This is a genomic window from Actinomadura chokoriensis (genome assembly GCF_039529475.1).
Classification (GTDB): Bacteria; Actinomycetota; Actinomycetes; order Streptosporangiales; family Streptosporangiaceae; genus Spirillospora; species Spirillospora bangladeshensis.
Genome location: NZ_BAAAMW010000022.1, coordinates 64,380 through 88,035, shown reverse-complemented (window position 1 = coordinate 88,035; position 23,656 = coordinate 64,380). Strand labels below are relative to the sequence as shown.

General features: G+C 72.2%; 24 protein-coding genes. 19 read left to right on the top strand and 5 right to left on the bottom strand.

Annotation, left to right across the window (positions count from 1 at the left end; translation table 11 throughout):
- The first annotated feature begins 39 nt into the window (after positions 1–39).
- Positions 40–1,023: a ketol-acid reductoisomerase gene (ilvC, locus tag ABFX46_RS33975; protein ID WP_131940919.1), complete on the top strand. Its 984-nt coding sequence runs from the start codon at positions 40–42 to the stop codon at positions 1,021–1,023.
- Positions 1,024–1,088: 65 nt separating this feature from the next.
- Here ilvC and ABFX46_RS33970 read toward each other — a convergent pair whose 3' ends face one another.
- Positions 1,089–1,922 carry a hypothetical protein gene (locus tag ABFX46_RS33970; RefSeq protein ID WP_346048017.1) on the bottom strand — a complete coding sequence of 278 codons (834 nt, stop codon included), beginning with the start codon at positions 1,920–1,922 and terminating at the stop codon, positions 1,089–1,091.
- Between the two features lie 141 nt (positions 1,923–2,063).
- Here ABFX46_RS33970 and ABFX46_RS33965 point away from each other — a divergent pair, with 141 nt between their 5' ends.
- The 11 genes from ABFX46_RS33965 (at position 2,064) to ABFX46_RS33915 (ending at position 15,416) form a co-directional block, all read left to right on the top strand.
- Entirely contained in the window at positions 2,064–2,651 is a 588-nt protein-coding gene (locus tag ABFX46_RS33965; RefSeq protein ID WP_346048016.1) for a PadR family transcriptional regulator, read from the top strand.
- On the top strand, positions 2,648–3,364 hold the full coding sequence (locus ABFX46_RS33960; protein WP_346048015.1) for an ABC transporter ATP-binding protein: 717 nt from the start codon (positions 2,648–2,650) through the stop codon (positions 3,362–3,364). Before ABFX46_RS33965 ends, ABFX46_RS33960 begins: the two co-directional genes overlap by 4 nt.
- On the top strand, positions 3,361–5,334 hold the full coding sequence (locus tag ABFX46_RS33955; RefSeq protein ID WP_346048014.1) for an FtsX-like permease family protein: 1,974 nt from the start codon (positions 3,361–3,363) through the stop codon (positions 5,332–5,334). The genes ABFX46_RS33960 and ABFX46_RS33955 overlap by 4 nt, the downstream gene beginning before the upstream one ends.
- Before the next feature lie 102 nt (positions 5,335–5,436).
- Complete coding sequence (locus tag ABFX46_RS33950) at positions 5,437–6,972, top strand: DUF2079 domain-containing protein (protein WP_346048013.1); 1,536 nt, start codon at positions 5,437–5,439, stop codon at positions 6,970–6,972.
- Positions 6,973–7,306: 334 nt separating this feature from the next.
- On the top strand, positions 7,307–7,945 hold the full coding sequence (locus tag ABFX46_RS33945; protein WP_346048012.1) for a thymidylate synthase family protein: 639 nt from the start codon (positions 7,307–7,309) through the stop codon (positions 7,943–7,945).
- A 180-nt stretch (positions 7,946–8,125) separates the two neighbouring features.
- Positions 8,126–9,715 (top strand): phosphoglycerate dehydrogenase, encoded by a 1,590-nt coding sequence (serA, locus tag ABFX46_RS33940; protein ID WP_346048011.1) that lies wholly within the window; start codon positions 8,126–8,128, stop codon positions 9,713–9,715.
- Positions 9,716–10,257: 542 nt separating this feature from the next.
- Positions 10,258–10,908 carry a (2Fe-2S)-binding protein gene (locus tag ABFX46_RS33935; protein WP_346048010.1) on the top strand — a complete coding sequence of 217 codons (651 nt, stop codon included), beginning with the start codon at positions 10,258–10,260 and terminating at the stop codon, positions 10,906–10,908.
- A 43-nt stretch (positions 10,909–10,951) separates the two neighbouring features.
- A complete protein-coding gene (locus tag ABFX46_RS33930; protein ID WP_346048009.1) occupies positions 10,952–12,001 on the top strand; it encodes a 3-isopropylmalate dehydrogenase in 1,050 nt (349 codons plus the stop codon).
- 163 nt (positions 12,002–12,164) lie between these two features.
- On the top strand, positions 12,165–13,268 hold the full coding sequence (locus ABFX46_RS33925; RefSeq protein WP_346048008.1) for a branched-chain amino acid aminotransferase: 1,104 nt from the start codon (positions 12,165–12,167) through the stop codon (positions 13,266–13,268).
- Between the two features lie 232 nt (positions 13,269–13,500).
- Entirely contained in the window at positions 13,501–15,078 is a 1,578-nt protein-coding gene (gene cimA / locus ABFX46_RS33920) for a citramalate synthase (protein WP_346048007.1), read from the top strand.
- A 56-nt stretch (positions 15,079–15,134) separates the two neighbouring features.
- A complete protein-coding gene (locus ABFX46_RS33915) occupies positions 15,135–15,416 on the top strand; it encodes a GNAT family N-acetyltransferase (protein WP_346048006.1) in 282 nt (93 codons plus the stop codon).
- A gap of 3 nt (positions 15,417–15,419) precedes the next feature.
- Here the strand turns inward: ABFX46_RS33915 and ABFX46_RS33910 are convergent, their stop codons facing one another.
- A complete protein-coding gene (locus ABFX46_RS33910) occupies positions 15,420–16,727 on the bottom strand; it encodes a Crp/Fnr family transcriptional regulator (RefSeq protein ID WP_346048005.1) in 1,308 nt (435 codons plus the stop codon).
- 336 nt (positions 16,728–17,063) lie between these two features.
- Here ABFX46_RS33910 and ABFX46_RS33905 point away from each other — a divergent pair, with 336 nt between their 5' ends.
- Positions 17,064–17,354, top strand: a complete 291-nt coding sequence (locus tag ABFX46_RS33905; RefSeq protein WP_131937020.1) for a hypothetical protein — start codon at positions 17,064–17,066, stop codon at positions 17,352–17,354.
- Positions 17,355–17,401: 47 nt separating this feature from the next.
- Here ABFX46_RS33905 and ABFX46_RS33900 read toward each other — a convergent pair whose 3' ends face one another.
- The 3 genes from ABFX46_RS33900 to ABFX46_RS33890 form a co-directional block, all read right to left on the bottom strand.
- Positions 17,402–18,007, bottom strand: a complete 606-nt coding sequence (locus ABFX46_RS33900) for a GntR family transcriptional regulator (RefSeq protein WP_346048004.1) — start codon at positions 18,005–18,007, stop codon at positions 17,402–17,404.
- A 9-nt stretch (positions 18,008–18,016) separates the two neighbouring features.
- Positions 18,017–18,637, bottom strand: a complete 621-nt coding sequence (locus ABFX46_RS33895) for a GNAT family N-acetyltransferase (RefSeq protein ID WP_346048003.1) — start codon at positions 18,635–18,637, stop codon at positions 18,017–18,019.
- A 135-nt stretch (positions 18,638–18,772) separates the two neighbouring features.
- Positions 18,773–19,660, bottom strand: a complete 888-nt coding sequence (locus ABFX46_RS33890; RefSeq protein WP_346048002.1) for a GntR family transcriptional regulator — start codon at positions 19,658–19,660, stop codon at positions 18,773–18,775.
- Between the two features lie 246 nt (positions 19,661–19,906).
- Between ABFX46_RS33890 and ABFX46_RS33885 the strand changes: the two genes are divergently transcribed.
- The 6 genes from ABFX46_RS33885 to ABFX46_RS33860 all read left to right on the top strand — a co-directional run bounded on the left by ABFX46_RS33885 (position 19,907) and on the right by ABFX46_RS33860 (position 23,656).
- Complete coding sequence (locus ABFX46_RS33885; RefSeq protein ID WP_346048001.1) at positions 19,907–20,095, top strand: hypothetical protein; 189 nt, start codon at positions 19,907–19,909, stop codon at positions 20,093–20,095.
- Between the two features lie 47 nt (positions 20,096–20,142).
- Positions 20,143–20,511 (top strand): hypothetical protein, encoded by a 369-nt coding sequence (locus ABFX46_RS33880; RefSeq protein WP_346048000.1) that lies wholly within the window; start codon positions 20,143–20,145, stop codon positions 20,509–20,511.
- A 163-nt stretch (positions 20,512–20,674) separates the two neighbouring features.
- Entirely contained in the window at positions 20,675–21,082 is a 408-nt protein-coding gene (locus tag ABFX46_RS33875) for a DUF6292 family protein (RefSeq protein WP_346047999.1), read from the top strand.
- Between the two features lie 181 nt (positions 21,083–21,263).
- Positions 21,264–21,635: an SEL1-like repeat protein gene (locus ABFX46_RS33870; protein ID WP_163059742.1), complete on the top strand. Its 372-nt coding sequence runs from the start codon at positions 21,264–21,266 to the stop codon at positions 21,633–21,635.
- Positions 21,636–21,726: 91 nt separating this feature from the next.
- Positions 21,727–22,866: a cellulose binding domain-containing protein gene (locus ABFX46_RS33865; protein ID WP_346047998.1), complete on the top strand. Its 1,140-nt coding sequence runs from the start codon at positions 21,727–21,729 to the stop codon at positions 22,864–22,866.
- A gap of 22 nt (positions 22,867–22,888) precedes the next feature.
- Positions 22,889–23,656 carry a fumarylacetoacetate hydrolase family protein gene (locus ABFX46_RS33860; protein WP_346047997.1) on the top strand — a complete coding sequence of 256 codons (768 nt, stop codon included), beginning with the start codon at positions 22,889–22,891 and terminating at the stop codon, positions 23,654–23,656.

Genomic DNA, 23,656 nt, shown 5'->3' with positions numbered 1-23,656 from the left:
CACCTCATAACAACGAAAGGCGACAGCACTGTGGCTGAGATGTTCTACGACGACGCCGCCGACCTGAGCGTGATCCAGGGCCGGCACGTGGCGGTCATCGGCTACGGCAGCCAGGGGCACGCGCACGCCCTCTCCCTGCGCGACTCCGGCGTGGACGTCCGGGTCGGGCTCCGCGAGGGCTCGGCCAGCCGGGAGCTGGCGGAGGCCGAGGGCCTGCGCGTCGTCACCCCGGCGGAGGCGGCCGAGGAGGCCGACCTCATCATGCTGCTGGCCCCGGACCACCACCACCGGGAGATCTTCGAGAAGGACATCAAGCCGGCGCTCGTCGAGGGCGACGCGCTGTTCTTCGGCCACGGCTTCAGCATCCGCTACGACCTCGTCCAGCCGCCGGAGGGCGTGGACGTGGCCATGGTCGCGCCGAAGGGCCCGGGGCACCTCGTCCGCCGCCAGTTCGTCGCCGGGCGCGGCGTGCCGGTGATCGTGGCCGTGGAGAAGGACCCGTCCGGCAACGCCTGGCCGCTGGCGCTCTCCTACGCCAAGGCCATCGGCGGGCTGCGCGCGGGCGGCATCAAGACCACCTTCACCGAGGAGACCGAGACCGACCTGTTCGGCGAGCAGGCCGTGCTGTGCGGCGGCGTCTCCGAGCTGATCAAGACCGGGTTCGAGGTGCTGACCGAGGCCGGCTACCAGCCGGAGGTCGCCTACTTCGAGGTCCTGCACGAGATGAAGCTGATCGTCGACCTCATGTACGAGGGCGGCATCCACAAGATGTACTGGTCGGTGTCCGACAACGCCGAGTACGGCGGCTACAGCCGCGGCCCGCGCGTCATCACGCCGGAGACCAAGGCCGCGATGAAGAAGATCCTCGGCGAGATCCAGTCCGGGCAGTACGCCAAGGAGCTCGTGGACGAGTTCGAGGGCGGCCAGAAGCAGTTCCAGCAGTACCGGGACGAGCTGGCCGCGCACCCGATCGAGAAGACGGGCGCCGAGCTGCGCCCGATGATGAGCTGGCTGAACGACTGACCCGTTTCGTTCACCTGCGGCGTGTTGTTGTTATGTGAGCGCGGATAACAACAACACGCCGCAGCTCAACGGAAGCGGCGGAGGAGTTTGGCGAGTGGGGATGCGCCGCCGGGCACGCCGGTCACCAGCAGCGCCAGGTGGCCGCCCTTGGTGAAGTAGACGGCGACGTCCTTGGCGCCGGCCGCCCGCCGCTGCGGGCCGGTCCGCAGCCCGCCGGCGCGGACGGCGCCGAAGCGGGCCTCGCGGGTGACGCCGAGCGCGGTCGCCGCGACGTGCACGTCCCAGCGCCCCGGCTCCACGGCGGCGGGGTCGGCGACGGCCTCGAACCCGCGGACGCCGTCGGGCCGGGGGACGGCGGGGAAGCCGTGCTCCCTGCCGGACGTCCGCTCCCGCAGGATGAGGTCGACGGCGGTGCGGTTCGTCTCGACGCGCTGGAGCGCCGCGACGCCGCGGATGCGCACCTGGCGGCCCTGCCAGCCGACCGTGTCCAACCGGTGGTCGACGCCGACCTCGGCGGTGATGTCGGCGTCCTGGCGGGGGACTCCGCGCAGGTAGGGGTACAGGGCGTAGATGCGGCCGCCGACCACGACGGCGCCCGCCGGGCTGCCCTCCACCTCGTCGCGGATCAGCCGCTCCAGCTCCTCGCGCAGGCCGTGCCGGATGCAGAACGCCCGGAGCCGGGCGGACGCGGGCAGCGCGGCGCGGGCCGCCTCGCTCAGGCCCTCCTCGCCGAGGACGCGGCGGGTGCCGTCCACGAGACGCTCCCGCTGGAGGCGGTCGAGTCTCAGGTAGCGGTGGTCGTACACGCTCAGCACGTCGCGCAGGACGCTGGCATGGCAGTCCGATGCGTCGTCCGGAATGTCTTCCGGGGCGTATTCCGAGGTGCAGTCCGAGGTCACGGGTCTCTCTCCTGATCGGCCGGGGACACCGGTCACGTTAAGGCTCAGAGTCGTCGCTCACAGTGAAATCTCGGCGGTGTGTCCTCGCGGATGCATACTCGGTATTGCCCGAAGCATACGCGGTATGCATACTTGGTAGGCATGTCAATCCGTCACGGCCTGCTGGCACTGCTGTCCCAGGGGCCCCGCTACGGCTACCAGCTGCGCGCCGAGTTCGAGTCCTTCACCGGCGCCACCTGGCCGCTCAACATCGGGCAGGTCTACTCCACCCTCTCCAGGCTCGAACGCGACGACCTCGTCACCCGCGTCGGCGCCGACGACGAGGGCCGCTTCGTCTACCGGATCACCCCGGCGGGCGAGGAGGACGTCCGGCGGTGGTTCGCCACCCCGATCGTGCGGGCCGACCGGCCCCGCGACGAACTGGCCATCAAGCTGGCGATGGCCGTCACCGCACCGGGCGTGGACGTCGCCGCCGTCGTCCAGGCGCAGCGCACCGCCACGCTGCGCACCCTGCAGGACCTCACCCGGCTCAAGGCCGACGCCCCCGCGGTCCCCGCCGACCAGGGCGACCGCGCCTGGCGGCTGGTCCTGGAGTCCATGATCTTCCAGGCGGAGGCCGAGGTGCGCTGGCTGGACCACTGCGAGACCTACGTCGTCCGCGCCGAGCCGCCCGCCCCGTTCGCGCCCGCCGAGGCGCCCGCGAAGACCGACGAGGAGGCCCGGCGATGAGCGTGCTGTCCCTGCGGGAGGTGTCCCGCGACCACGGGAGCGGCGCGGCCCTCGTGCACGCCCTCGCCGGGGTGACGATGGACGTCGCGGCGGGCGAGTTCGTCGCGGTGATGGGCCCGTCCGGCTCCGGCAAGTCGACCCTGCTGACCCTCGCCGGCGGCCTCGACACGCCCACGTCCGGGCAGGTCGTCGTAGACGGCGCCGACCTCGGCGCGCTCGGCCGGGCGGCCCGCTCGGCGCTGCGCCGCCGCTCCGTCGGCTACGTCTTCCAGGACCTCAACCTCATCCCCAGCCTCACCGCGGCCGAGAACGTCATGCTGCCGCGCGAACTGGACGGCGTCCGCGCCCGGCAGGCCCGCCGGGAGGCGCGCCTGGCGCTGGAGGAGATCGGCGTCGGCGAGCTGGCGGACCGGTTCCCCGACGAGATGTCCGGCGGCCAGCAGCAGCGCGTCGCGATCGCCCGCGCGCTCGTCGGCGACCGCCGGCTCGTCCTCGCCGACGAGCCGACCGGCGCGCTCGACAGCCACACCGGCGAGGACGTCATGCGGGTCCTGCGGGGCCGCTGCGACGCGGGCGCGTCCTGCCTGATGGTGACGCACGAGTCCCGGCACGCCGCCTGGGCCGACCGCGTCGTGTTCCTGCGCGACGGCCGGCTCGTCGACGCCACCCCCGGCCCCTCCGGCCCCGAGAGCCTGCTGCAGGAGACCACGTGACCCGCTACGGATTCGCGCTGCGCCTCGCCCGCCAGGACGCGCTGCGCGCCAAGGGCCGCACGGCGCTCGTGCTGGGCATGATCGGGCTGCCGATCTGCGCCGTGGTCGCCCTCGCCGTGCTGCGGGCGACCAGCACGGCCCGGGACCGGTCGGCCGGCGCGGAGCCCGCGTCCGCCGCCGAGAGCGCCGTGCTGGCGCTGATCGTCGCGATGATCGTGCTGGAGGTCGTGCTGCTCGCCGGACCGGCGTTCGTGGTGGACGTCCGGCGCCGCCGCCGCGACCTCGCGCTCGTCGCCGCGTCCGGCGGTGAGGGCCGGCACCTGCGCGCCGTCGTGCTGGCGAGCGGGCTGCTGCTCGGCGGAACCGCCGCGGTCGGTGGCGCCGCGCTCGGGATCGCCGCCGCCGCCCTCGCCGCGTGGACCGCCGAGGCCCGCGGCGCCGAACCGCTCGGCCCGTTCACCGTGCCCTGGCTCCTCGTCGCCGCGACGATGCTGGTCGGCGCGGGCAGCGGGCTGCTCGCCGCGCTCGTCCCGGCCGCCCAGGCCGCCCGGACGGACGTCGTTGCCGTCCTGTCCGGACGCCGCGAGGCGCCCGCCGCGGCCCGCCGCGGCTGGCCGGTCGCCGGCGGCGTCCTCGTCGTCGCGGGCGTGGCGCTGTGCCTGGAGGGCGTCCGGAAATGGCGCGAGTTCGGCGCCGCGATCGGCGCGGCCGCGATCATCATCGGGCTCGTGCTCACCTGCCCGTGGCTGGTCGGGGCGGCCGGCCGGCTCGCGCGCCGGCTGCCGCTGCCGCTGCGCCTCGCCGTCCGCGACGCGGGCCGCAACCGGGCCCGCACCGCGCCCGCGGTCGCCGCGATCATGGCGGCCGTCGCCGGGATCACCGCGCTGGCCATCGGGGGCGCCAGCGACTTCCGGCAGGAGCAGATCGAGTACCAGGCGACGCTGCCGATGGGATCGGCGCTGGTCAGACCGCCGCTGGACCGGGCCGACGCGGTCGGGGAGGCCGTCCGGCGCGACCTGCCGGGCGTGCCCGTCGTCACGCTGAAGGCCCTGCCGGGGCCGGACGGCGGCTGCGTGGGCGACGACTGGTCGAAGTGCCCCGCGGTCACGTTCGCCGCCGAGCGCGACGAGAACGCCTCCTTCGACCTCATGGACAACGTGGTCGGCGGCGCCCGCGAGGCCCGCATGGTCCTCGGCCGCGACGATCCCGCCGTCACCGCCGCGCTGGACGCGGGGAAGGTCGTGCTGTTCCGCGCCGCGCCCCTCGCCGGCGGGACGACCACGGCCAAGGTCTTCTACTGGGAGGACGACGAGGAGCACGTCGTCCGGACGGTCGAGGACCTGCCGGCCGTCGTCGCCGCCGGCGACCCGCACGTGCGGGCGATCGTCCCGCCGCGGGTCGCGGAGCGGATCGGGCTGCCCGTCCGGACCGAGGCGTTCGGCGTCGACCGCGCCGACCACCGCGTCACCGAGGCCGAGCAGGCGCGCCTGGACCGGACGCTGGACGGCTTCACCCGCAACGAGGGGTCGGTCTACGTCGAGCGCGGCTTCACCGGGTCGTTCGGCAAGGTCACCCTGATGCTCGCGGCCGTCGCGGCGGCCCTGGCGCTCGGCGGCTCGCTGATCGCCACCGGCCTGGCGTCCGCCGACGCGCTGCCCGACCTCGCCACGCTCGGCGCGATCGGCGCCCGCCCGCGCACCCGCCGGCTGCTGACCATGGGCCGGGCGGCGTTCATCGCCGCGCTCGGCTGCTGGCTCGGGATCGCGGGCGGCTTCGTCCCCGGCATCGCGGTGACGCGCCCGCTCACCTCCGACGTCGAGGTGACGGGAGCGGCGGCGCACGGCGCGATCGTGGACGTCCCGTGGACGCTGCTGCTCGCGGTCGGCATCGGCATCCCGCTGCTCGTCGCGCTCGTCGCCGGGGCGTTCACCCGCTCCCGCCTGCCGATGGCGCGCCGCCTGGCGCGCTAGGGAAGGGCGCCTGGGAAAAGCATGGTCATGTGAAGCGCGTCGCAGGGGAAACGCGCGGGCCGGACCCCGGCCGCGCGCCGGACCGGTGGTAGCGTCCGGCGCGTGGCCGAGGTCGTCGTGGCGCAGGGGGCCGCCCGCGAGATCCCCGCCGGCACCGGGGGAGCCCCCCGGCGGCGCCGCCTGCTGATCGCCGCGCTGACCGCGGCGAGCGCGCTGCTGTACGCGGCGTACGCGCTGATGCGGCTGCGCGCCTTCCGGACCGGCAGCTACGACCTGGTGATCTTCGACCAGGCGGTCCGCTCCTACAGCCGCTTCGACCTGCCGGTCGCGATGGTGAAGGGCGTCCACAACGGCTTCGGGCCGGGCTTCTCCGTCCTCGGCGACCACTTCTCGCCGATGCTCGCGCTCCTCGCGCCGCTCTACTGGATCCACGACGGCCCGGAGACGCTGCTGGTCGCGCAGGCCGTGCTGTTCGCGCTGGCGATCTGGCCGATCTGGCGGTACACCGAGCGCCGGCTCGGCGCGGGCGCCGCCTACTGCGCGGCGGGCGCCTACGCGCTGTCCTGGCCGATCGCCGAGGCGCTCGCGTTCGACTTCCACGAGGTCGCGTTCGTCCCGCTGCTGTCGGCGCTGCTGGTCGAGCGGCACGACGCGGGGCGGCGCGTCCAGGCGGCGGTGGCGGCGTTCGCGCTGCTGCTGGTCAAGGAGGACATGGGCCTCCTGCTCGCCGGCTTCGGCCTCTACCTGCTCACCCGCCCGGACGAGCAGGACGGCGAGCGGCGCGGGCCGCGCGACCTGCTGCCCCGGGGCGACCGGCGGGCCGGCCTCGCCTACGTCGTGGTCGGGCTCGTCGCCACCTGGCTCTGCTCGCGGGTGCTCATCGCGGCCTTCGGCGGCGACAACGCCTACTACTGGGCGTACGGCGCGCTCGGCCCGGACGTGCCGCACGCCGCCGTCCACGCGCTCACCCGGCCGTGGGACGTCGCGGCGGTGCTCGTCGACCCGCCGCAGAAGGTCGTGACGATGGCGCTGGTCGTCCTGCCGCTGCTCCTGCTGCCGCTGGCGTCCCCGCTGACCCTCACCGCCGTGCCGCTGCTGGCCGAGCGGATGCTCGCGAGCCGGTTCGGCAACTGGTGGGAGCCGCACTACCACTACAACGCGTTCATCATCGCCGTGCTCGTCCTCGCGGCGGCGGACGGGGCGGCGCGGCTGCGGGGGCTGCTGCGCGGGCGGCGGCGGGTCCCGCCCGTCCTGCCGATGGCCGCGGTGCTCGCCGCGACCCTCGCGTGCGTGCCGTTCTTCGCCTACAAGCACCTGGCGGATCCGGCGCTGTGGCGGCAGAACGATCGGGCCCGCGCCGCGTCGGCGGCGGCCGCGCGGATCCCCGACGGCGCGCTCGTCGAGGCGGCCAACGGCGTCGGCCCCGCGCTGACGTCCCGCGCCCGCGTCCTGCTGTGGGACCGGCGGTCGCGGGGAGCCCCCTGGGTGGTCGCCTACGTCGGGCGGCTGGAGTTCCCCTTCGGCTCGGTCGCCGAGCAGCGGCGGCGCGTCGCCGAGCTGGAGGCCGCCGGGTACCGGCAGGTCTTCCGGCGGGACGGGTACATCGTGCTGCACCGGGACGTCCCCGACCCGTGGTGACCCGCGCCGGTTTGGACGGATTGTCCAATGACTGCTGGACGACAACGCGGTCAGAATGCCGGTGAAGATACCGTTCGGATAAATATGCCTACCGTTTTTGGGTAGGTTGCCTGATACTTGAAGAAAGCCGTGACGGCCGCGGCCGGCGCGGGGAGTACCTGCGCGAACACTCCTGTGACCGCCGCCGGAGCGGATCTTGGGGCAGTGTGCATGAGCGGTGCGAGGCTGATCGGGACCGAGGGAGGGCCGTCCGGCGGAGACGGCGCGGAATTCCCCGCCGGTGCGGCAATGCGGCGGGCAGGAAAATCTTTGAATAACGGTGCGGAGTCATGACATGCCGGCGCGAGGGGACGAGGACGTCCGGCGCTGGGAGACGTGCGGGCAGGCATGGATCGGTGTGCTGCGGCACGTGTGGACGGCCGGCGAGGCCGGGCTGGAGGACGGCGGGCCCATCATCGAGGGGCCCCCGCTGCTGTTCGAGATCGCCTCGCTGAGCTGGGAGGACCCGATCCTCCACGAGTACGGCGACCGGACGCGGCTGGTCCGCCGCGCCCAGGAGCGCACCCGCCGCGTCGTCCGCGGGCGGTACTGGCCGCGGCTGCACGACCTGGACGGGCACGACCAGATCCGGTGGGTGGTGGACCTGCTGCGGGCCCGCCCGTGGACGACCAGCGCCTGGATCTCGCTGACGATCCCGGGCGAGCCGGCCGACGGGCTGCCGGCCCTGACCGCGCTGTCGTTCCGCATCCGCGGCTACCGGCTCGGCATGACGGCGATGTTCCGGTCGCAGAACGTGCACCGCGGCTACCTGATGTACATCCCGCTGCGCGAGGTGCAGACGGGGGTCGCCGATGCGCTGGGGCTGCCGGCCGGGCCGCTGCGCGTGTTCGCGGACGTCCCGCACATCCACGTCGAGGACGCCGAGCGGGTGGCGTCCGTGCTCGCGGCCGTGCCGGAACCGAACGCGGCCTGACAGACCAGGGCGAACCCGTGCGGAGCGGTAGTTACCGGTGAGTCTTTCCCTGCCGCGAACCGCCATCGCCCACGGGTTATAGACTCGGCTGCCGGGGGCGAGGGCCACGACGAGGTGACTCGCGACTTCACCTGCACGCACAGCACGCACATCACTCACTTTCCGAAGGACTGTTTTCTCTTGAGCAAGCCCGTCGTCCTCGTCGCAGAAGAACTCTCCCCGGCCGGCATCGCCGTGCTGGAGGCCGACTTCGACGTCCGCCACGTAGACGGAAGTGACAAGGAGCAGCTGCTGCCCGCCGTCGCCGACGTCGACGCGCTGATCGTGCGGAGCGCCACCAAGGTCACCGCCGAGGTGTTCCAGCACGCCAAGAGGCTGCGGGTCGTGGCCCGCGCCGGCGTGGGCCTCGACAACGTCGACGTGGAGGCCGCCACCAAGGCCGGCGTCATGGTCGTCAACGCGCCCACGTCCAACATCGTCACCGCCGCCGAGCACGCGATCGCGCTGCTGCTCGCCACCGCCCGCAACGTGCCGCAGGGCCACGCCGCGCTCAAGCAGGGCGAGTGGAAGCGCTCCAAGTACACCGGCGTCGAGCTGCAGGGCAAGACCGTCGGCGTGCTCGGCCTCGGCCGCATCGGCGTCCTGGTCGCCCAGCGCCTCGCCGCCTTCGACATGAACGTGATCGCGTTCGACCCCTACGTGCAGGCCGCCCGCGCCGCGCAGCTCGGCGTGAAGCTCGTCACGCTGGAGGAGCTGCTCCGCGAGAGCGACTTCATCACCGTCCACCTGCCGAAGACGCCCGAGACCCTCGGCCTCATCGGCGACCGCGAGCTGCAGCAGGTCAAGCCGTCGGTCCGCATCGTCAACGCCGCCCGCGGCGGGATCGTCGACGAGGAGGCCCTCCACCTCGCGATCAAGGACGGCCGGGTCGCCGGCGCCGGCATCGACGTGTTCAGCACCGAGCCGTGCACCGAGAGCCCGCTGTTCCACCACGACAACGTCGTGGTCACCCCGCACCTCGGCGCCAGCACCCACGAGGCGCAGGAGAAGGCCGGCACCCAGGTCGCCCGCTCGGTCAAGCTCGCGCTCTCCGGCGAGTTCGTGCCGGACGCGGTCAACGTCCAGGGCGGCGCCGTCGCCGAGGACGTCAAGCCCGGCCTGCCGCTCGCCGAGAAGCTCGGCCGCATCTTCACCGCCCTCGCCGGCGGCGTCCCCGTCCGCCTCGACGTCGTCGTCCGCGGCGAGATCGCCGAGCACGACGTGAAGGTCCTCGAACTCGCCGCGCTCAAGGGCGTCTTCGTGGACGTCATCGAGGAGGCCGTGACGTTCGTCAACGCGCCGCTCCTCGCCCGCGACCGCGGCGTCGAGGTCACCCTCACCACGTCCGAGGACAGCCCCGACTGGCGCAACGTCGTCCAGGTGCGCGGCACCATGGCCGACGGCGAGGTGGTCTCGGTCTCCGGCACGCTCACCGGCCCGAAGCACGCCGAGCGGATCATCGAGATCAACGGCTACAACATGGAACTCGTCCCGACCGCGCACATGGCGTTCTTCTCCTACGTCGACCGCCCCGGCATCGTCGGCGCCGTCGGCAAGCTGCTCGGCGACGAGCAGGTCAACATCGCCGGCATGCAGGTCGGCCGGGACGTCAAGGGCGGCAAGGCGCTGATCGCGCTGACCGTCGACTCGGCCATCCAGCCGCAGCTCGTCGACGCCATCACCAAGGAGGTCGGCGCCGACATGGGCCGCCGAGTGGACCTCGAAGGCTGAGTCGGGGGTCTGGGGGGCGCCCCCCAGAATGACTCGACGGCTGACCTGCCATAGGGAAGGCTTCCGCTGTGGGGCGGGCGCGCCGGGTGCACCGGTACGCCCGCCCTCGGCGTTTCCGCACTCGCCATCCGTCCCGCATGCTGAGATTTCTCGCCACGAGTCGGGACAACTTCGCCGGAGCGGAGGTAATCTCGCAGGTAGTCATGCGGCGCTTCGTAGTAATCCTTCGCTGCCGCAGCGGGGCCTGAACATCGGCAGGCCGGCACCCGCTGCGGAGGCTCTGCCTGGCCGTGAGTCCGATTCCAGCCGGACCGTGCGAACCACGCCCTCCGGCGGCCCACTCGCCACAGCTCAGCGAATCAGGAGCAAGCACATGAACGACACCTGGACCGACACCCCGGCCGACGAGGCCGAAGAAGAGGCCGCCCGGGCCCTGCAGACCGCCCTGGACAGGCGGGCCGACTAGCGTTCTTCCTCCTTCGCGCTCCTTCGCGCGTGTGAGACTGGGGCCTATGCCGGTCGGAGTCGCCCCTGGTGAAGTCGTGCGGGTTCTGCGGGACGTCGCCCGGATCGGGCCGTACTTCGAGATCCGCACGGTGGGGGTCGACGGCGCCGGCTGGCGTCCCTTCGTCGGTGATGTCGAGTCGTTGCGGGCGTTGACCGAGGACTACGCGCAGCGGCTCGGAGTGGGGGAGTCGCGGGTCGCGGGCTCGCTGGTGTTCCAGGGGCTTGCGGCGCGGGTGTGGTCGCCCGTCGTCGCCGCGGCGGCGGTCGGGGTCGTCCCCGACCTGGGATCGTTGCGTTGGCGGTGGGCGCCCGGTGAGCCGATCCGGCTGGGGCTCGCGGAGCCTGCCGGATGGCACGCCGGACGCCCTGCGGAAGCCGCCGCCCTTGTTCATCGCGTGGTCGTGGACGGGCAGTTGCGGCCCCTGCGGGAGGCCATGGCAAGTGTTGTGAAGCTCGCGGACGGGCTCGTGTGGGGCAATGCGGCTTCCGCGTTGGCCGGGAGCCTCAATGTCGGGCCGGCCGGTGGCGCGAGGGTCGCGCTGGTGCGGGCGCTGCTCGCGCGGGAGCCGCTGGCGGGGGCGGGGCGCCTCGGCACGGACGGGTTCGTCCGGAACAACTGCTGCCTGTACTACCGGGTGCCCGGCGGCGGGATGTGCGGAGATTGCGGGCTCTTGACCGGATCGTGAGACGGAAGCCCACGCACTGAGACGTTTGCAGTAGAGTGCGCGCATGGCTTCGCGCAGCATTCGTCTGGCCGTCATCCCGGGTGACGGGATCGGCCCCGAGGTGGTCGCCGAGGGACTGAAGGTCCTCGACGCCGTGTCCGGCGACCTCACGTTCGAGCAGACCCCCTACGACCTGGGCGCCGCCCGCTGGCACCGGACGGGGGAGACGCTGCCCGACTCGGTGCTGGCCGAGCTGCGCGAGCAGGACGTCATCCTGCTCGGCGCGGTCGGCGACCCGAGCGTCCCCAGCGGGACGCTGGAGCGCGGGCTGCTGCTGCGGACCCGGTTCGAGCTCGACCACTACGTCAACCTGCGGCCCGTCAAGCTGTTCCCCGGCGTGCAGACGCCGCTCGCCGGCGTGACGACCGACGACATCGACATGGTCGTCGTCCGGGAGGGCACCGAGGGCCCGTACACCGGTGTCGGGGGCGTGCTGCGCAAGGGCACGCCGCACGAGGTCGCCACGCAGGAGAGCGTGAACACCGCGTACGGGGTCGAGCGGGTCATCCGGTACGCGTTCGAGGTGGCGGCGTCCCGTCCGCGCAAGAAGCTCACGCTGGTCCACAAGGACAACGTCCTCACGTTCGCGGGCGACCTGTACCAGCGTGTCCTGAAGCGGGTCGGCGAGGAGTACCCGCAGATCTCGACGGACTACGTCCACGTCGACGCGGCCACCATGTTCTTCGTGAACCAGCCGCAGCGCTTCGACGTGGTCGTCACCGACAACCTGTTCGGCGACATCATCACCGACATCGGCGCCGCGATCGCGGGCGGGATCGGGCTCGCCGCGTCCGGCAACGTCAACCCCGACCGCACCGCTCCGTCGATGTTCGAGCCGGTGCACGGCAGCGCGCCCGACATCGCCGGGCAGGGCAAGGCCGACCCGACCGCCACGATCCTGTCCGTCGCGATGCTGCTCGACCACATCGGCGAGGGCGGCGCCGCCCGCCGCGTCGAGCAGGCCGTCTCGGACGACCTGGCCGAGCGCGCCGGCCTCGGCGCCCGGTCCACGTCCCAGATCGGCGACGCGATCGCCAAGCGAGTATCCGGATAGGGCACGCCGCCTGTCCGGCCAGGACCGGGTGTGCCCTCGCGGCGCGCCCGGTCTTCGGCATGCGCCGCGTGGAGGAGCAGGTCTGGACGAAGTACGACAATAGGGACTAAGGAAGCCGGAGCGGCGATGGGGCCGCCGGCGATCCGCGAGAGGACGAACCGCGATGAGCGACACCCTGGACTTCGAGATCACGCGCACCGAGCGGCCCGCGACCGCCGCCGAGCGCGCGGCGGTCCTGGCCGACCCCGGCTTCGGCCGGCACTTCACCGACCACATGATCACGATCAGGTACTCGGCGGAGCGCGGCTGGCACGAGGCGAAGCTCGAACCGTACGGGCCGATCCCGATGGACCCTGCCTCCCAGGTGTTCCACTACGCCCAGGAGCTCTTCGAGGGCCTCAAGGCCTACAAGCAGCCGGACGGGTCGATCGTCACCTTCCGGCCGTACATGAACGCGGCCCGGATGAACCGGTCGGCCAGGCGGATGGCCATGCCCGAGATCCCCGAGCAGTTGTTCGTGGACGCGGTCGAACTCCTCGTCCGCACCGACAAGGAGTGGGTCCCCGACACCGAGGGCCACAGCCTCTACCTGCGGCCCTTCATGTTCGCCACGACCCGCGCCCTCGGCGTGAACAGCCCGGCGAACGAGTTCCTGTTCATGGTCATCGCGTCGCCCTCCGGGCTGTACTACCCGCGCGGGATCAAGCCGGTCTCGGTGTGGCTGTCGCAGGACTACACGCGCGCGGCCCCCGGCGGGACGGGCGAGGCCAAGTTCGGCGGCAACTACGCGGCGTCCTTCGCCGGGCAGGCCGAGGCCGTCGCGCAGGGCTGCGACCAGGTCGTCTGGCTCGACGCGGTGGAGCACCGCTGGGTCGAGGAGGTCGGCTCGATGAACCTCATGTTCGTCTACGGGTCCGGCACGGGGGCACGGCTGCTCACCCCGGCGCTCACCGGCACGCTGCTCGCGGGCGTCACCCGCGACTCGATGCTCAAGCTCGCCCCGGACCTCGGCGTCCCCACCGAGGAGGGCAAGATCAGCATCGACGAGTGGCAGGCCGGCTGCGCGTCCGGCGAGATCACCGAGGTGTTCGGCTGCGGCACCGCCGCGATCATCAGCCCGGTCGGCCGGGTCAAGGGCCGGGACCGGGAGTGGACGATCGGGGACGGCGAGCCCGGCGAGGTCTCGATGCGGCTCCGCCAGGAGCTGGTCGGCATCCAGTACGGCACCCGCCCGGACCCCTACGGCTGGGTCCACAAGATCGTCTGACCTGCGGGTCCGCCGGCCCCGGCACGCCGCGCGCCGGGGCGGCCGTCTCATGATCCGAGACGGCCGTCCCGAGCACGGGAATCGTGTGGCAGACTGGGAGCATCATGCGCAGCAGCCTCGTCATTATCGGCTGGCGCGCCGGCAGCTAACGGGACACCGCCGGCGCGCAGACCTCTCACGTCCGTGAGGGGTCTTTTTTGTGCCTGGCGCCACCCTCTGGGGGTTCTCACCTATGCAAGGCGACGCGTTCCACGTCTACGACACCACCCTGCGCGACGGGTCGCAGCAGGAGGGGCTCAACCTCTCCGTGCCCGACAAGCTCGCCATCGCGCGGCACCTCGACGACCTGGGCGTCGGCTTCATCGAGGGCGGCTGGCCCGGCGCCAACCCCAAGGACACCGAGTTCTTCAGGCGGGCTCGAACCGAGCTCGACCTGAGGCACGCGCAGCTCACCGCGTTCGGCGCGACCCGCCGGGCCGGGGTGAAGGCGGCCGACGACCCCCAGGTCGCCGCCCTGCGCGAAAGCGGCGCGTCCGTCGTGACCCTGGTCGCCAAGAGTCACGACAGGCACGTCGAGCTGGCCCTCCGCACCACCCTTGAGGAGAACCTCGCGATGATCCGCGACACGGTCTCCCATCTGCGTGCGGAGGGCCAACGAGTCTTCCTGGACGCCGAGCACTTCTTCGACGGCCACAAGGCCAACCGCGCCTACGCGCTGGAGGCCGTCCGCACCGCCGCCGAGGCCGGCGCGGACGTCGTCGCGCTCTGCGACACCAACGGCGGCATGCTGCCGGACGAGCTCGCCGAGGTCGTCCACGAGGTCGTCGGATACGGGGTCCGCGTCGGCATCCACTGCCACGACGACTCCGGCTGCGCCGTCGCCAACACCCTCGCCGCGGTGAAGGCCGGCGCCACCCACGTGCAGGGCTGCGCGAACGGCTACGGCGAGCGCAGCGGCAACGCCAACCTGTTCACCGTCGTCGGCAACCTGCAGCTCAAGCGCGGCATGAACCTCGTGTCGGACGCGCAGCTCGCCGAGATGACGCGGATCGCGCACGCCGTGTCCGAGGTCACCAACGTCGCGCCCAGCTCGCAGCAGCCCTATGTGGGCGTGTCGGCGTTCGCGCACAAGGCGGGGCTGCACGCGTCCGCCGTCAAGATCGACCCGGACCTGTACCAGCACATCGACCCGGCCGCCGTCGGCAACGACATGCGGATGCTGGTGTCGAGCATGGCGGGGCGCGCGTCCGTGGAGCTGAAGGGCCGCGAGCTCGGCTACGACCTGTCCGGCGAGAAGGCGAAGGCCGTCGTCGCCAAGGTCAAGGACCTGGAGTCCACCGGCTACACCTTCGAGGCCGCGGACGCCTCGTTCGAGCTGCTGCTGCGCGAGGAGCTGACCGGCGTCCGGCAGCGGCACTTCGAGGTCGAGTCGTGGCGGTCGATCGTGGAGCGCCGCCCGGACGGCTCCATGGTCAGCGAGGCGACCGTCAAGCTGCACGCCAAGGGCGAGCGGATCATCGCGACCGGCGAGGGCAACGGCCCGGTCAACGCCCTCGACAACGCGCTGCGCCTCGCGCTCGGCCGCCTCTACCCGGAGCTGGCGCGGCTGGAGCTGGTCGACTACAAGGTCCGCATCCTGGAGGGCGCGCACGGCACCGACGCGCGGACCCGGGTGCTGATCGAGTCCGGCGACGGCGAGCGCGAGTGGGGCACCGTCGGCGTCGAGGACAACGTCATCGCCGCGTCCTGGCAGGCCCTGGAGGAGGCCGTCACCTACTGCCTGCTCCGCGCCGGCCGCGAGGCGGGCTGAGCGGCGTCCGGAGGGGCGGCGGGGAATCTCTCCGAGCGATTGGGCATTATCGGGGCATGAGCACCGAGATCACCGACAACGCCGGGAAGAACCGCTACGAGATCAGGGTGGACGGCGACCTCGCCGGGTTCGTCGACTACGAACGGGAGGGGGGCTCCGTCGTCCTCGTCCACACCGAGGTCGACTCGGCGTTCGAGGGCAAGGGCATCGGCAGCGCGCTCGCGCGCGGGGCGCTGGACGACATCCGGGGCAAGGGCGCCGCGGTCGTCCCGGTGTGCCCGTTCATCAAGAAGTGGATCGAGAAGCACCCCGACTACCAGGACCTCGTGGCGTCCTGACGGTCACACCGCGCGGAGCTGGGACCCGCCGCCCTCCAGCATGAGCCACGCCGGCAGCGACGCCTCCTTCAGCCTGACCCGGACCCGCGAGTAGCGGCCCGGGTCGACCAGGCCGGGGGCGGGCGCGATCACCGTGTCGAACACGAAGTCGGACGTGACGAACGCCAGGTCGGCGCCGGTCTCGGCGACGCGCCGCTTCACCGCCGGCGCGTCCACCATCCGGCGCGTGGTGATGATGGAGCTGCCGGCCACGCCCTTCGGCCCGCGCTGCACCGGACCGACGTGCAGCGCGGCCCGCAGCTGGAGCCGGGTCGCCTCGGCGGCGCGCCGGTTGTGCCGCCGCAGCGCCGCCGCCAGGTGCGCGAGCATCGGGTCGACGACCCGGTCGGTCGGCGTCGTCGGCGGGACGATGACGAGCGCGCCGTCGCCGCGGTCCTCCTGGTAGAGGCGGCCGAGGTCGAGGCCGGAGGCGGTGAACGCCTCGCCCATCAGGTCGTACATCGCGCCGAGGACGTACTCGCGGTCGGCGTCGGTGCGCACCGGCGAGCTGAACGACGTGATGTCGGTGATGAGGATCGAGCAGTTGCCCTGGACGTCGCCGAAGTCGTGCCTCTCGATCTGCCGCCGGTAGACCTGCTGCTCCAGGATGCCCCGCACCCGCGGGTGGGCGTCCAGGAAGGCCCCGAAGTCGTGGGCGTCGATCCGCAGCGCCTGGACGTCGCCGTCCGCCGTCACGGTGGCGGACCGGTCCCGGATCATCAGCGCCGCCCGCTCGCCGACCAGCTCCCCGGCGCCCCGGAACGCGATGATCCGCTGCTCGGCGCCCTCCCGGACCCACACCCGCGTCCAGCCGGACAGGATCACCACGACCTCGCCCGCGAGCCCGCCCTCCCGGCACAGGACGTCCTCGCCGCGGTACAGGTGCCGGTCGCCCCGCGCGATCAGGTCCTGCCGCTCCAGGGGCGTCAGCGCGTCCCAGAACGTGCCGCCGTCGCGCGGCACGGCCACGGCGGACGACGCCGCGACGGCGGGCTGCGACGGGTGCACGGCCACGGACGGCGGCGGCCCGGACGTCTCGTGCAGCGTGTCCGCCCTCAGGTACTGGACGATCGCGTTCGTCACGGCCACCGCGGGGAACGTGAAGAACACCAGGACGCCGCTCAGCGCGGCGGTGCCCGACCCGTCCAGCGCGTACCCCAGGACCACCGCCCCCAGCGTCACCGAGGTCATGATCTTCGCGTTCACCGGCCCGCCCCCGGTCTGCGCGGCCGCCCGCCGCCGCGGCGGCGGCACCCAACGATTCAGTCCCACGGAGTCTTCCTTCCCCCGCGAAGGCCCGGCGCAGCCCGCCAGGGCTCCTCGGTGTCGGTTTCGTCCCACCCCTCTGAACATGAGAGTAGGTCGATAGACATACGAAAGCCATACGATCGCTGCGTGATGACCGGTCATAATCTCGTAGCCCACGAGTAAGCCCCTGATGGCCGAGGTTTCCGCCCCTCCGGTTGGGGGAACCTCTCACGTGCACGCTGTATCTGAAACATGGTTTTGCTGGCAGAGGGCTGTATGATCGCCTGACCGGCCGGGTCGACCTCAGGCCGGAGGCGGGGTGGGGCCGGGCTCCGCGTCCCGGGATTGGAGAAAGCGCTCATGACGAACTTTCGAGCAGCCTCCGAGACGTCGGGCGGCGCCATGGACGCCGACGATCCCGGCCGCCGCGCCGACGGCGCCCCGCAGAACGAGCGCGTCACGGTCAACCTGACCGGCAAGGCCGTCCAGGCCCTCCAGCGCCTCCAGGAGCAGACCGGCTACAACAAGACCGACTGCATCAACCGCGCCCTGATCATCGCCAACGAGATCGAGAACATGTCCCGGACCCCGGGCTCCCTCTACTGGCGCGAAACCCCCGAAGCCGACCTCATGCTCGTCCGCTTCGTCTGACCCGCGTCCACCGGCCCCGTATCAGCCGTCGCGCAGGTCAGCCCTCTTCATCCCGCGCGGTTCGTGATCGATGGAGGGCGAGGGCTCAGGAACCGCGTTCCCATACCGCATCGGCCACCTCTCCGGCGATGAACCGAATCTTGTTGGCGCCGGGCTTGTAGACGGTGACCCTTGCCGTCCACGAAGCGCTGCTGGGACCGGCGGACGACCTGGGGCCGCGGATCGTCCGCCGGCGCGGGGGGAATGCCGAGGGCCTTCATCTGGAGCTCCTCCGCGTCCTGGACGTACACGTCGGGCTTCGAGGTGCTGGCCTCGTGCTTCTGGCGCTTCGCCTCCGCCATGAACGCACTGCCCTCGCCGCCCCCGTGGCCGCGGCCGGGTGCGTTCTCGTCGCCGAGGTCCGTGTAGTTCAGGGTGATGACGAAGGGAAGGCTCAGCTCGGTGACGAAGCTCCCCTTCTTGGGGACGGTCTCGATGTGGCCCTGCCTGCGCAACTCGTTGATCGCCGCCTTGATCGTGTTCTCCGAGACCCGCCAATGCCGGGCCAGTTCCTTTTCGGAGGGCAGCGCGTCTCCCGGTGCGAGACTCCCCTCCTGGATCTGGGCTCGGAGGTCCTGCGCGATCTCGACGTATTTGGGGGTCCGGTTCGCCATGGGGGTCCTTCAGAAGTCGGCGCCTTTCTCAAGGATGCGTTGCGGACGGGCCGGCAGGGCAGTGGTCAGAGGTTTCTCGAACAACGCGCCCGAGGGCGTCCTGTCCTTGGTGCGGCGGATCGCGACGTCCCGGAAGCCCAGATGGCGGTAGTAGTCGTGGAGCGCGTGGTTGTCGGTCCAGACGTCGATGCGGATGAGTGCCGCGTTCCCCTGCCGGGACGCGCCCTCGCGGCCGGCCCAGTCGATCAGCTCGGCGCCGAGGCCCATGCCCGCGTAGTCCCGGTGCACGACGAGGCGGTGCAGGTAGACGGCCCCGATCTCGCGTTCCGCCGCGGTCCAGAGCTCCTTATGACCCGTCGTCTTGATGGAGACGGTGCCGATCGCGCGTCCCCGGTCGAACAGGAGCCAGGTCTCGCCCTTGACGAGGGACTCGTTGACCCGCTTCATGCGGCCGGCCGGGCTGGGCCACGGCTCGGCCCACTGCGTCGTCGTCTTCTTCTCCCGGAGCCAGTCGGCCGCATGGTCGATGAGGTCGAGGACGACGTCGATCTCGTCCGGCCGGGCGAGGCGGATGCGGTAGCTGGGGAAGTCGGCCCGGCTGCGTTGACGGGCCCCGGTCTCTGTGTCCACGTGCTCCTGACTCCGAAAAGATCAAGACCCCCGCCTCCCGGCCGGGTCGAGGGGAGCGCGGCGGCTCCCGTCCGGTCGGGAAGGGGGGCGTATGACAGTTGTGTGCGGCGGCCGCCGCGGTCGGCGGCGGCTCTTCTATCCGCTTTCGGCGTCGCCGTCCGGCGAGGGCGTGGGCGGAGAGTCGTCGGCGGCGGCCTGGCCGGGCGCCCGGAGGACGTCCATGGGGACCTTTCCGTCGTTGTAGTGCAGCCGTGTGCGGTCGGCGGGCCAGACCGTCACGGTGACGCGGAACGGGTCGCCGTCGGCGGAGTAGGCGGTCCGGACGGTCTCGAAGACGATGCTCGCCGCGGAGTCGCCGAGGCTGAAGAACCGCTTCTCGTTCTCGTCCGGGACGCGGGCCTTGATCTCGTCGTGGAAGCCGACCTCGCGGTAGCCGAGGGTCTCGCCCAGGTACGCCACGGCGCCCTCGGGGATGTCGCGCGGGAGGAGCAGGCGGGACGCGCCGCTGGTCGCGAACTCCAGCGGGTAGAAGGAGGTCTGCAGGACCCAGGGCCGGTCGTCGAGGAAGATCTCCTGGTGGCGGGAGATGAACTCTGAGCCGCTCTTCATCTGCAGGTAGCGGACGACGACCTTGCTGCCCTCCTGGACCTCCACCTTGACCTGCGACACCGACGCGTTCCGGTTCGCGGGGATGGCGGCGTCCCGGTTGTACCACTCCGACGACACGGCGCCGGGCGTGAGCCCGAGCTCGGCGGCGCGGAGCGTGACGTGCACGATGTCGGGCTGGCGGACGACGAACGTCCCCCTGCCCTGCTCCGAGACGACGTACCCCTGCTGCCGGAGCCAGGCGAGCGCATCGCGGATGGTGTTGCGGGACGCGCGGTAGTGCTGCTCCAGATCCTTCTCGGGCGGCAGCGGCTGCCGCCCGGAAGCCCCGTCCGCGGGGGCGAGATCGCCCGATTCGATGCGCCGGCGCAGGTCATCGGCGATGTCACGCCAGCGGAGAGGCGTCGTGCGAGCCATCGGATCCGCTCCCTTCCGGCCGGTCCTGTTCCGGATCCGTACCGACCGCTGGATGAGCGGAACATTGCACAGAGCCGGACTTCTGAACAAGTACTTCCCGCCCAATGTGTTTGCAATCCCAAAAAAGGGTACACCTTGAGTGAGCTACTTGTAGGGACAAGTCCACGAACTGAAGACTCGGACAACACTACCAGCGGGACGTACTGGATGTAAGGGATATCGCGAACCACCCGGAGGAGGTTCATCATGAACGCGCCGATCGTGCTGTGGGTGCTCGTGCCCATGGCGCTCTTCCTGGTCATGGCGCTCTACGTCGTCAGCATCGGCTACCGGACGAGGTACGTGGACCTGCGCACGGAGGTCCCCTCGGCGGAGGAGTCCGGCCGCGGGCTGTCGCTGCTCACCGTTCGGGGCCTGAACGAGCCGCGCACATGATCTCCGGTCGCCGCGGGGCGAGCCGCTGACCTAAGGAGAGTTCGAAGGTGGAAGACCAGATGGACACGGCGCCGGGCGCGCCGCAGCAGCCGATCGGGCTGAGTGCCCTGGGGGAGTCGCTGGGGGCCCTGGGTGAGCCGGTCGCGATGGACCAGCCGACGCTCGCGGCCGTCCCCGTCCTGCAGCTGACGCCGGTGCGGGACCCGTGGGCCGGAGCCCTGCGGGTGGCGGTCACCGGGGCCGCGGTCCTGGTGATCACCGCCGAACTCGGCCGGCGGGCGGGTGCGCCGGGCCGGCTGACGGCCGTCTGCTCTGCGGGGGCGTGCGCCGCGGTCGTCGGTCCCTGGCTCGCCTCGCAGTACGCCCCGCACTCCGCCCCGCGCTACGCCGCACAGTCCGTTCTCCAGATCGCCTAGACCCGGGCGGACCGGGAAACGGAGGGACGAGGGAGGCTGAAGGGAGGTCGGTGGCCACAGGGCCTGTTTGGCCTGCCTTCAGCCAGATTTCTCCCTCAGGAACGGGACATTCGGGATCAATTCCCTCATACTTCGTAAAGAGCTCGAAGAGAGGGATGAACCAGTGATCGACCGCATTCGACCCCTGCCTCACCCGGCCCCCTTCGTCGACGCCGTCCGCGGATACATCACCTGTGTCGGTGACGCACTGCAGGTCCGGGGTGTGCCGCTCTCGAACGTCTGGCTCGACCCCGCGCAGCCGCGCGACGCGACCTTCGTCCTCGGGCTCCGGGCCCTGGTGTGGAACGAGTCCGAGGGGTTCCTGCTCGGCGAGTTCGTCTCCGGGGAGCCCGGTGTGCGGACGGTGCTGCGCGACCCCGTGCGGCTCGGCGGCGGTGTGCTGCCCGATCCCCGCGCCGTCCCGCAGCTGCTGGAGCGCGGTGGGGCGGCGGGCGCGCCGGACGCGGTGCGGTCGTACGAGGCGGGCCGGGACGGTCTGGAGGACCGGCTGGCCGGCTACCGGGCCGGCTGAAACCGGTCGTTCGAAAGAACGATGGTGTTTCCGTCGGTATCGGGATGGTTGCGCAGAAATTTCACTAAATCCGGCGAAAGCGGTGGCGGATTTCGGGTGGAGCGTCCACGATGGGGTCCTGCACCGCACGCGCGGCGTTCCCGCGTGCCGTCCCAGCGAACCGACCTGCCGGAGTGATCCCATGCCCGTCCGACCCTGGACTCCCGAGGACCTTGGACGTCCGACGGACGGCACCTGGGCGGACGTGGCGTTCGGGCTCGGTGAGGTCTACGAGCGCGAGGGCGATCTGCCGCAGGCCGCGGACTGGTACCGGCGGGCCGCCGAGTCCGGGCGCGCCGACGCCGCGCTGCGGCTCGGCGCCGTGCTCGGCCTGATGGCCGACGCGGGATCCGACGGCGAGTCGGCCGAGGACCTGCTGGCCGAGGCCACCCGCTGGCTCAGCGGGGCCCGCGACACCACCACGCCCGACGCCATCGAGCTCATCACCGACATGCTCAACCGGCAGCTGCGGCAGGCCGCCCGGCGGGGGCTCGAGCCCGCCCCGGCGGGCTGACGCCTTCCGGACTCCTCCCGGTTCGTCTGAACCGAACCGCTTCGCCCGTCGTCGGAGTCCATGAGATCGACGACGGCGGAGGGTGGACGAGTTGAGCGGCGAGGACTCCGGGTACGTGCCCCCGGACCACAAGACGACCGCCGAGTTCCGCGTCCGGGCCACCGCGCCGGCCGCGGAAGCGCGGGCCGACTCGACCATCGTCGACACGCCCGTCGACGGCCCCGCGGACGCGACGTTCCAGGACCTCCCGGTCGACGATCCGGAGGACGACCCGGAGGACGACCCCGAGGCGACCGCTCAGGATGACCTGGTCGATGACGCGGGTGAGACCTTGCAGGACGCGCCGGACAAGGCGTCGGTGACCGTCGCCGACATCCGGATCGAGAAGCCGGCCCCGCCCCGGGAGGAGGAGGCGGCGGCGTTCGAGCAGGCGCCCGCGCCCGTCGTCGCGGAGGCGCCCTGGACGGAGCAGTTCGGTGCCGGGCGGGAAGCGGCGACCGCCGGGACGAGCGTCCCGCCGCCGCCCTACGCGATGCCCTCGCCGGGCCTCCCGGCGGGGCCGCCGCCCGACGAGACCGCCCCGGCGATGCCGTCCGGGGGAGTGCCGCCGTCGCGGTCCCGGCGTCCGGTGGCCCTGGCCGCGGTGATCGCCGCGGTCGTCGTCCTGGCGGCCGCGGCGGTCGTGCTGCTGCTGCTCACCCGGGGCGGATCGGACGGCGACGGGAAGACCGCGACGCCGCCGTCACCGGCCGCCTCCACCCCGGTGGAGGCCGGCGGGCCGACGGACGGGCCGGCGCCCGCGGGGCCGGGCGCGTCCCCGCCGGTCGAGGCGCCCACCGCTCCGCCCGCGGCCGGGGAGCCGCCGGCAGGGCAGCCCGGCACGCCGCCGCCGGCGACCACCGCCCCGATCGGCCCGCTCGTGGAGGGCAAGGGGATCACGTACCAGCTCGTCCAGCGGGACGAGGGGTACTTCGAGGGCAAGATGGTCATCACCAACCGCACCGACCGGCCCATGAAGACGTGGAAGCTGACGTTCCGGGCCCCCAGCGCCGACGTGAAGAACATCTGGGGCGCGCGGCTCGTCCACGGCGGCGAGAAGGTCGAGATCAGGAACCTCGACGGCGCCCCCGCGATCCCGCCCGGCGGCACCTGGGACGTCCAGTTCGGCGCGGCGGGCCCCGCGTCCACCCCGAAGGGCTGCGAGCTCAACGGCGGGACATGCGGGTTCTGACCGGAGTACTAGGCTCTCGACCATGCGTATCGCCAGGTTCTCCACCGACGACGGCATGTCCTTCGGTGTGGTGGAGGAGAACACCGTCGCCGCCATCGCGGCCCACCCGTTCGGCGAGCTGACGTTCACCGGACAGCGGTTCCCGCTCGCCGACGTCCGGCTGCTCGCGCCGATCCTGCCCAGCAAGATCATCGCGATCGGGAAGAACTACGCCGACCACGTCCGCGAGATGGGCGGGGACGCGCCGCCCGCCGAACCGGTGATCTTCTCCAAGCCGTCCACCGCCGTCATCGGCCCCGGCGAGGCCATCGCCTACCCGGAGAAGCTGTCCGAGCGCGTCGACCACGAGGGCGAGCTCGCCGTCGTCATCGGCCGGATGTGCCGCGAGGTGCCCGCGTCCCGCGCCGCCGACGTCATCCTCGGCTACACCTGCGCCAACGACGTCACCGCCCGCGACCTGCAGAAGAAGGACGGGCAGTGGACGCGGGCCAAGGGCTTCGACACCTTCTGCCCCATCGGACCCTGGATCGAGACGGAGGCCGACCCCGCCGACCTCGCCATCTCCACGACGGTCAACGGCGACGTCCGCCAGGACGCCCGCACGTCCCTGCTGCTGCGCGGCGTCCCGGCCCTCGTCGAGTACGTCAGCCAGGTCATGACGCTGCTGCCCGGCGACGTCATCCTCACCGGCACGCCCGCCGGCGTCGGCCCGCTGCAGGTCGGGGACGAGGTGACCGTCACCATCGAGGGGATCGGCAGCCTCACCAACCGCGTCATCGCCAGGGACTGA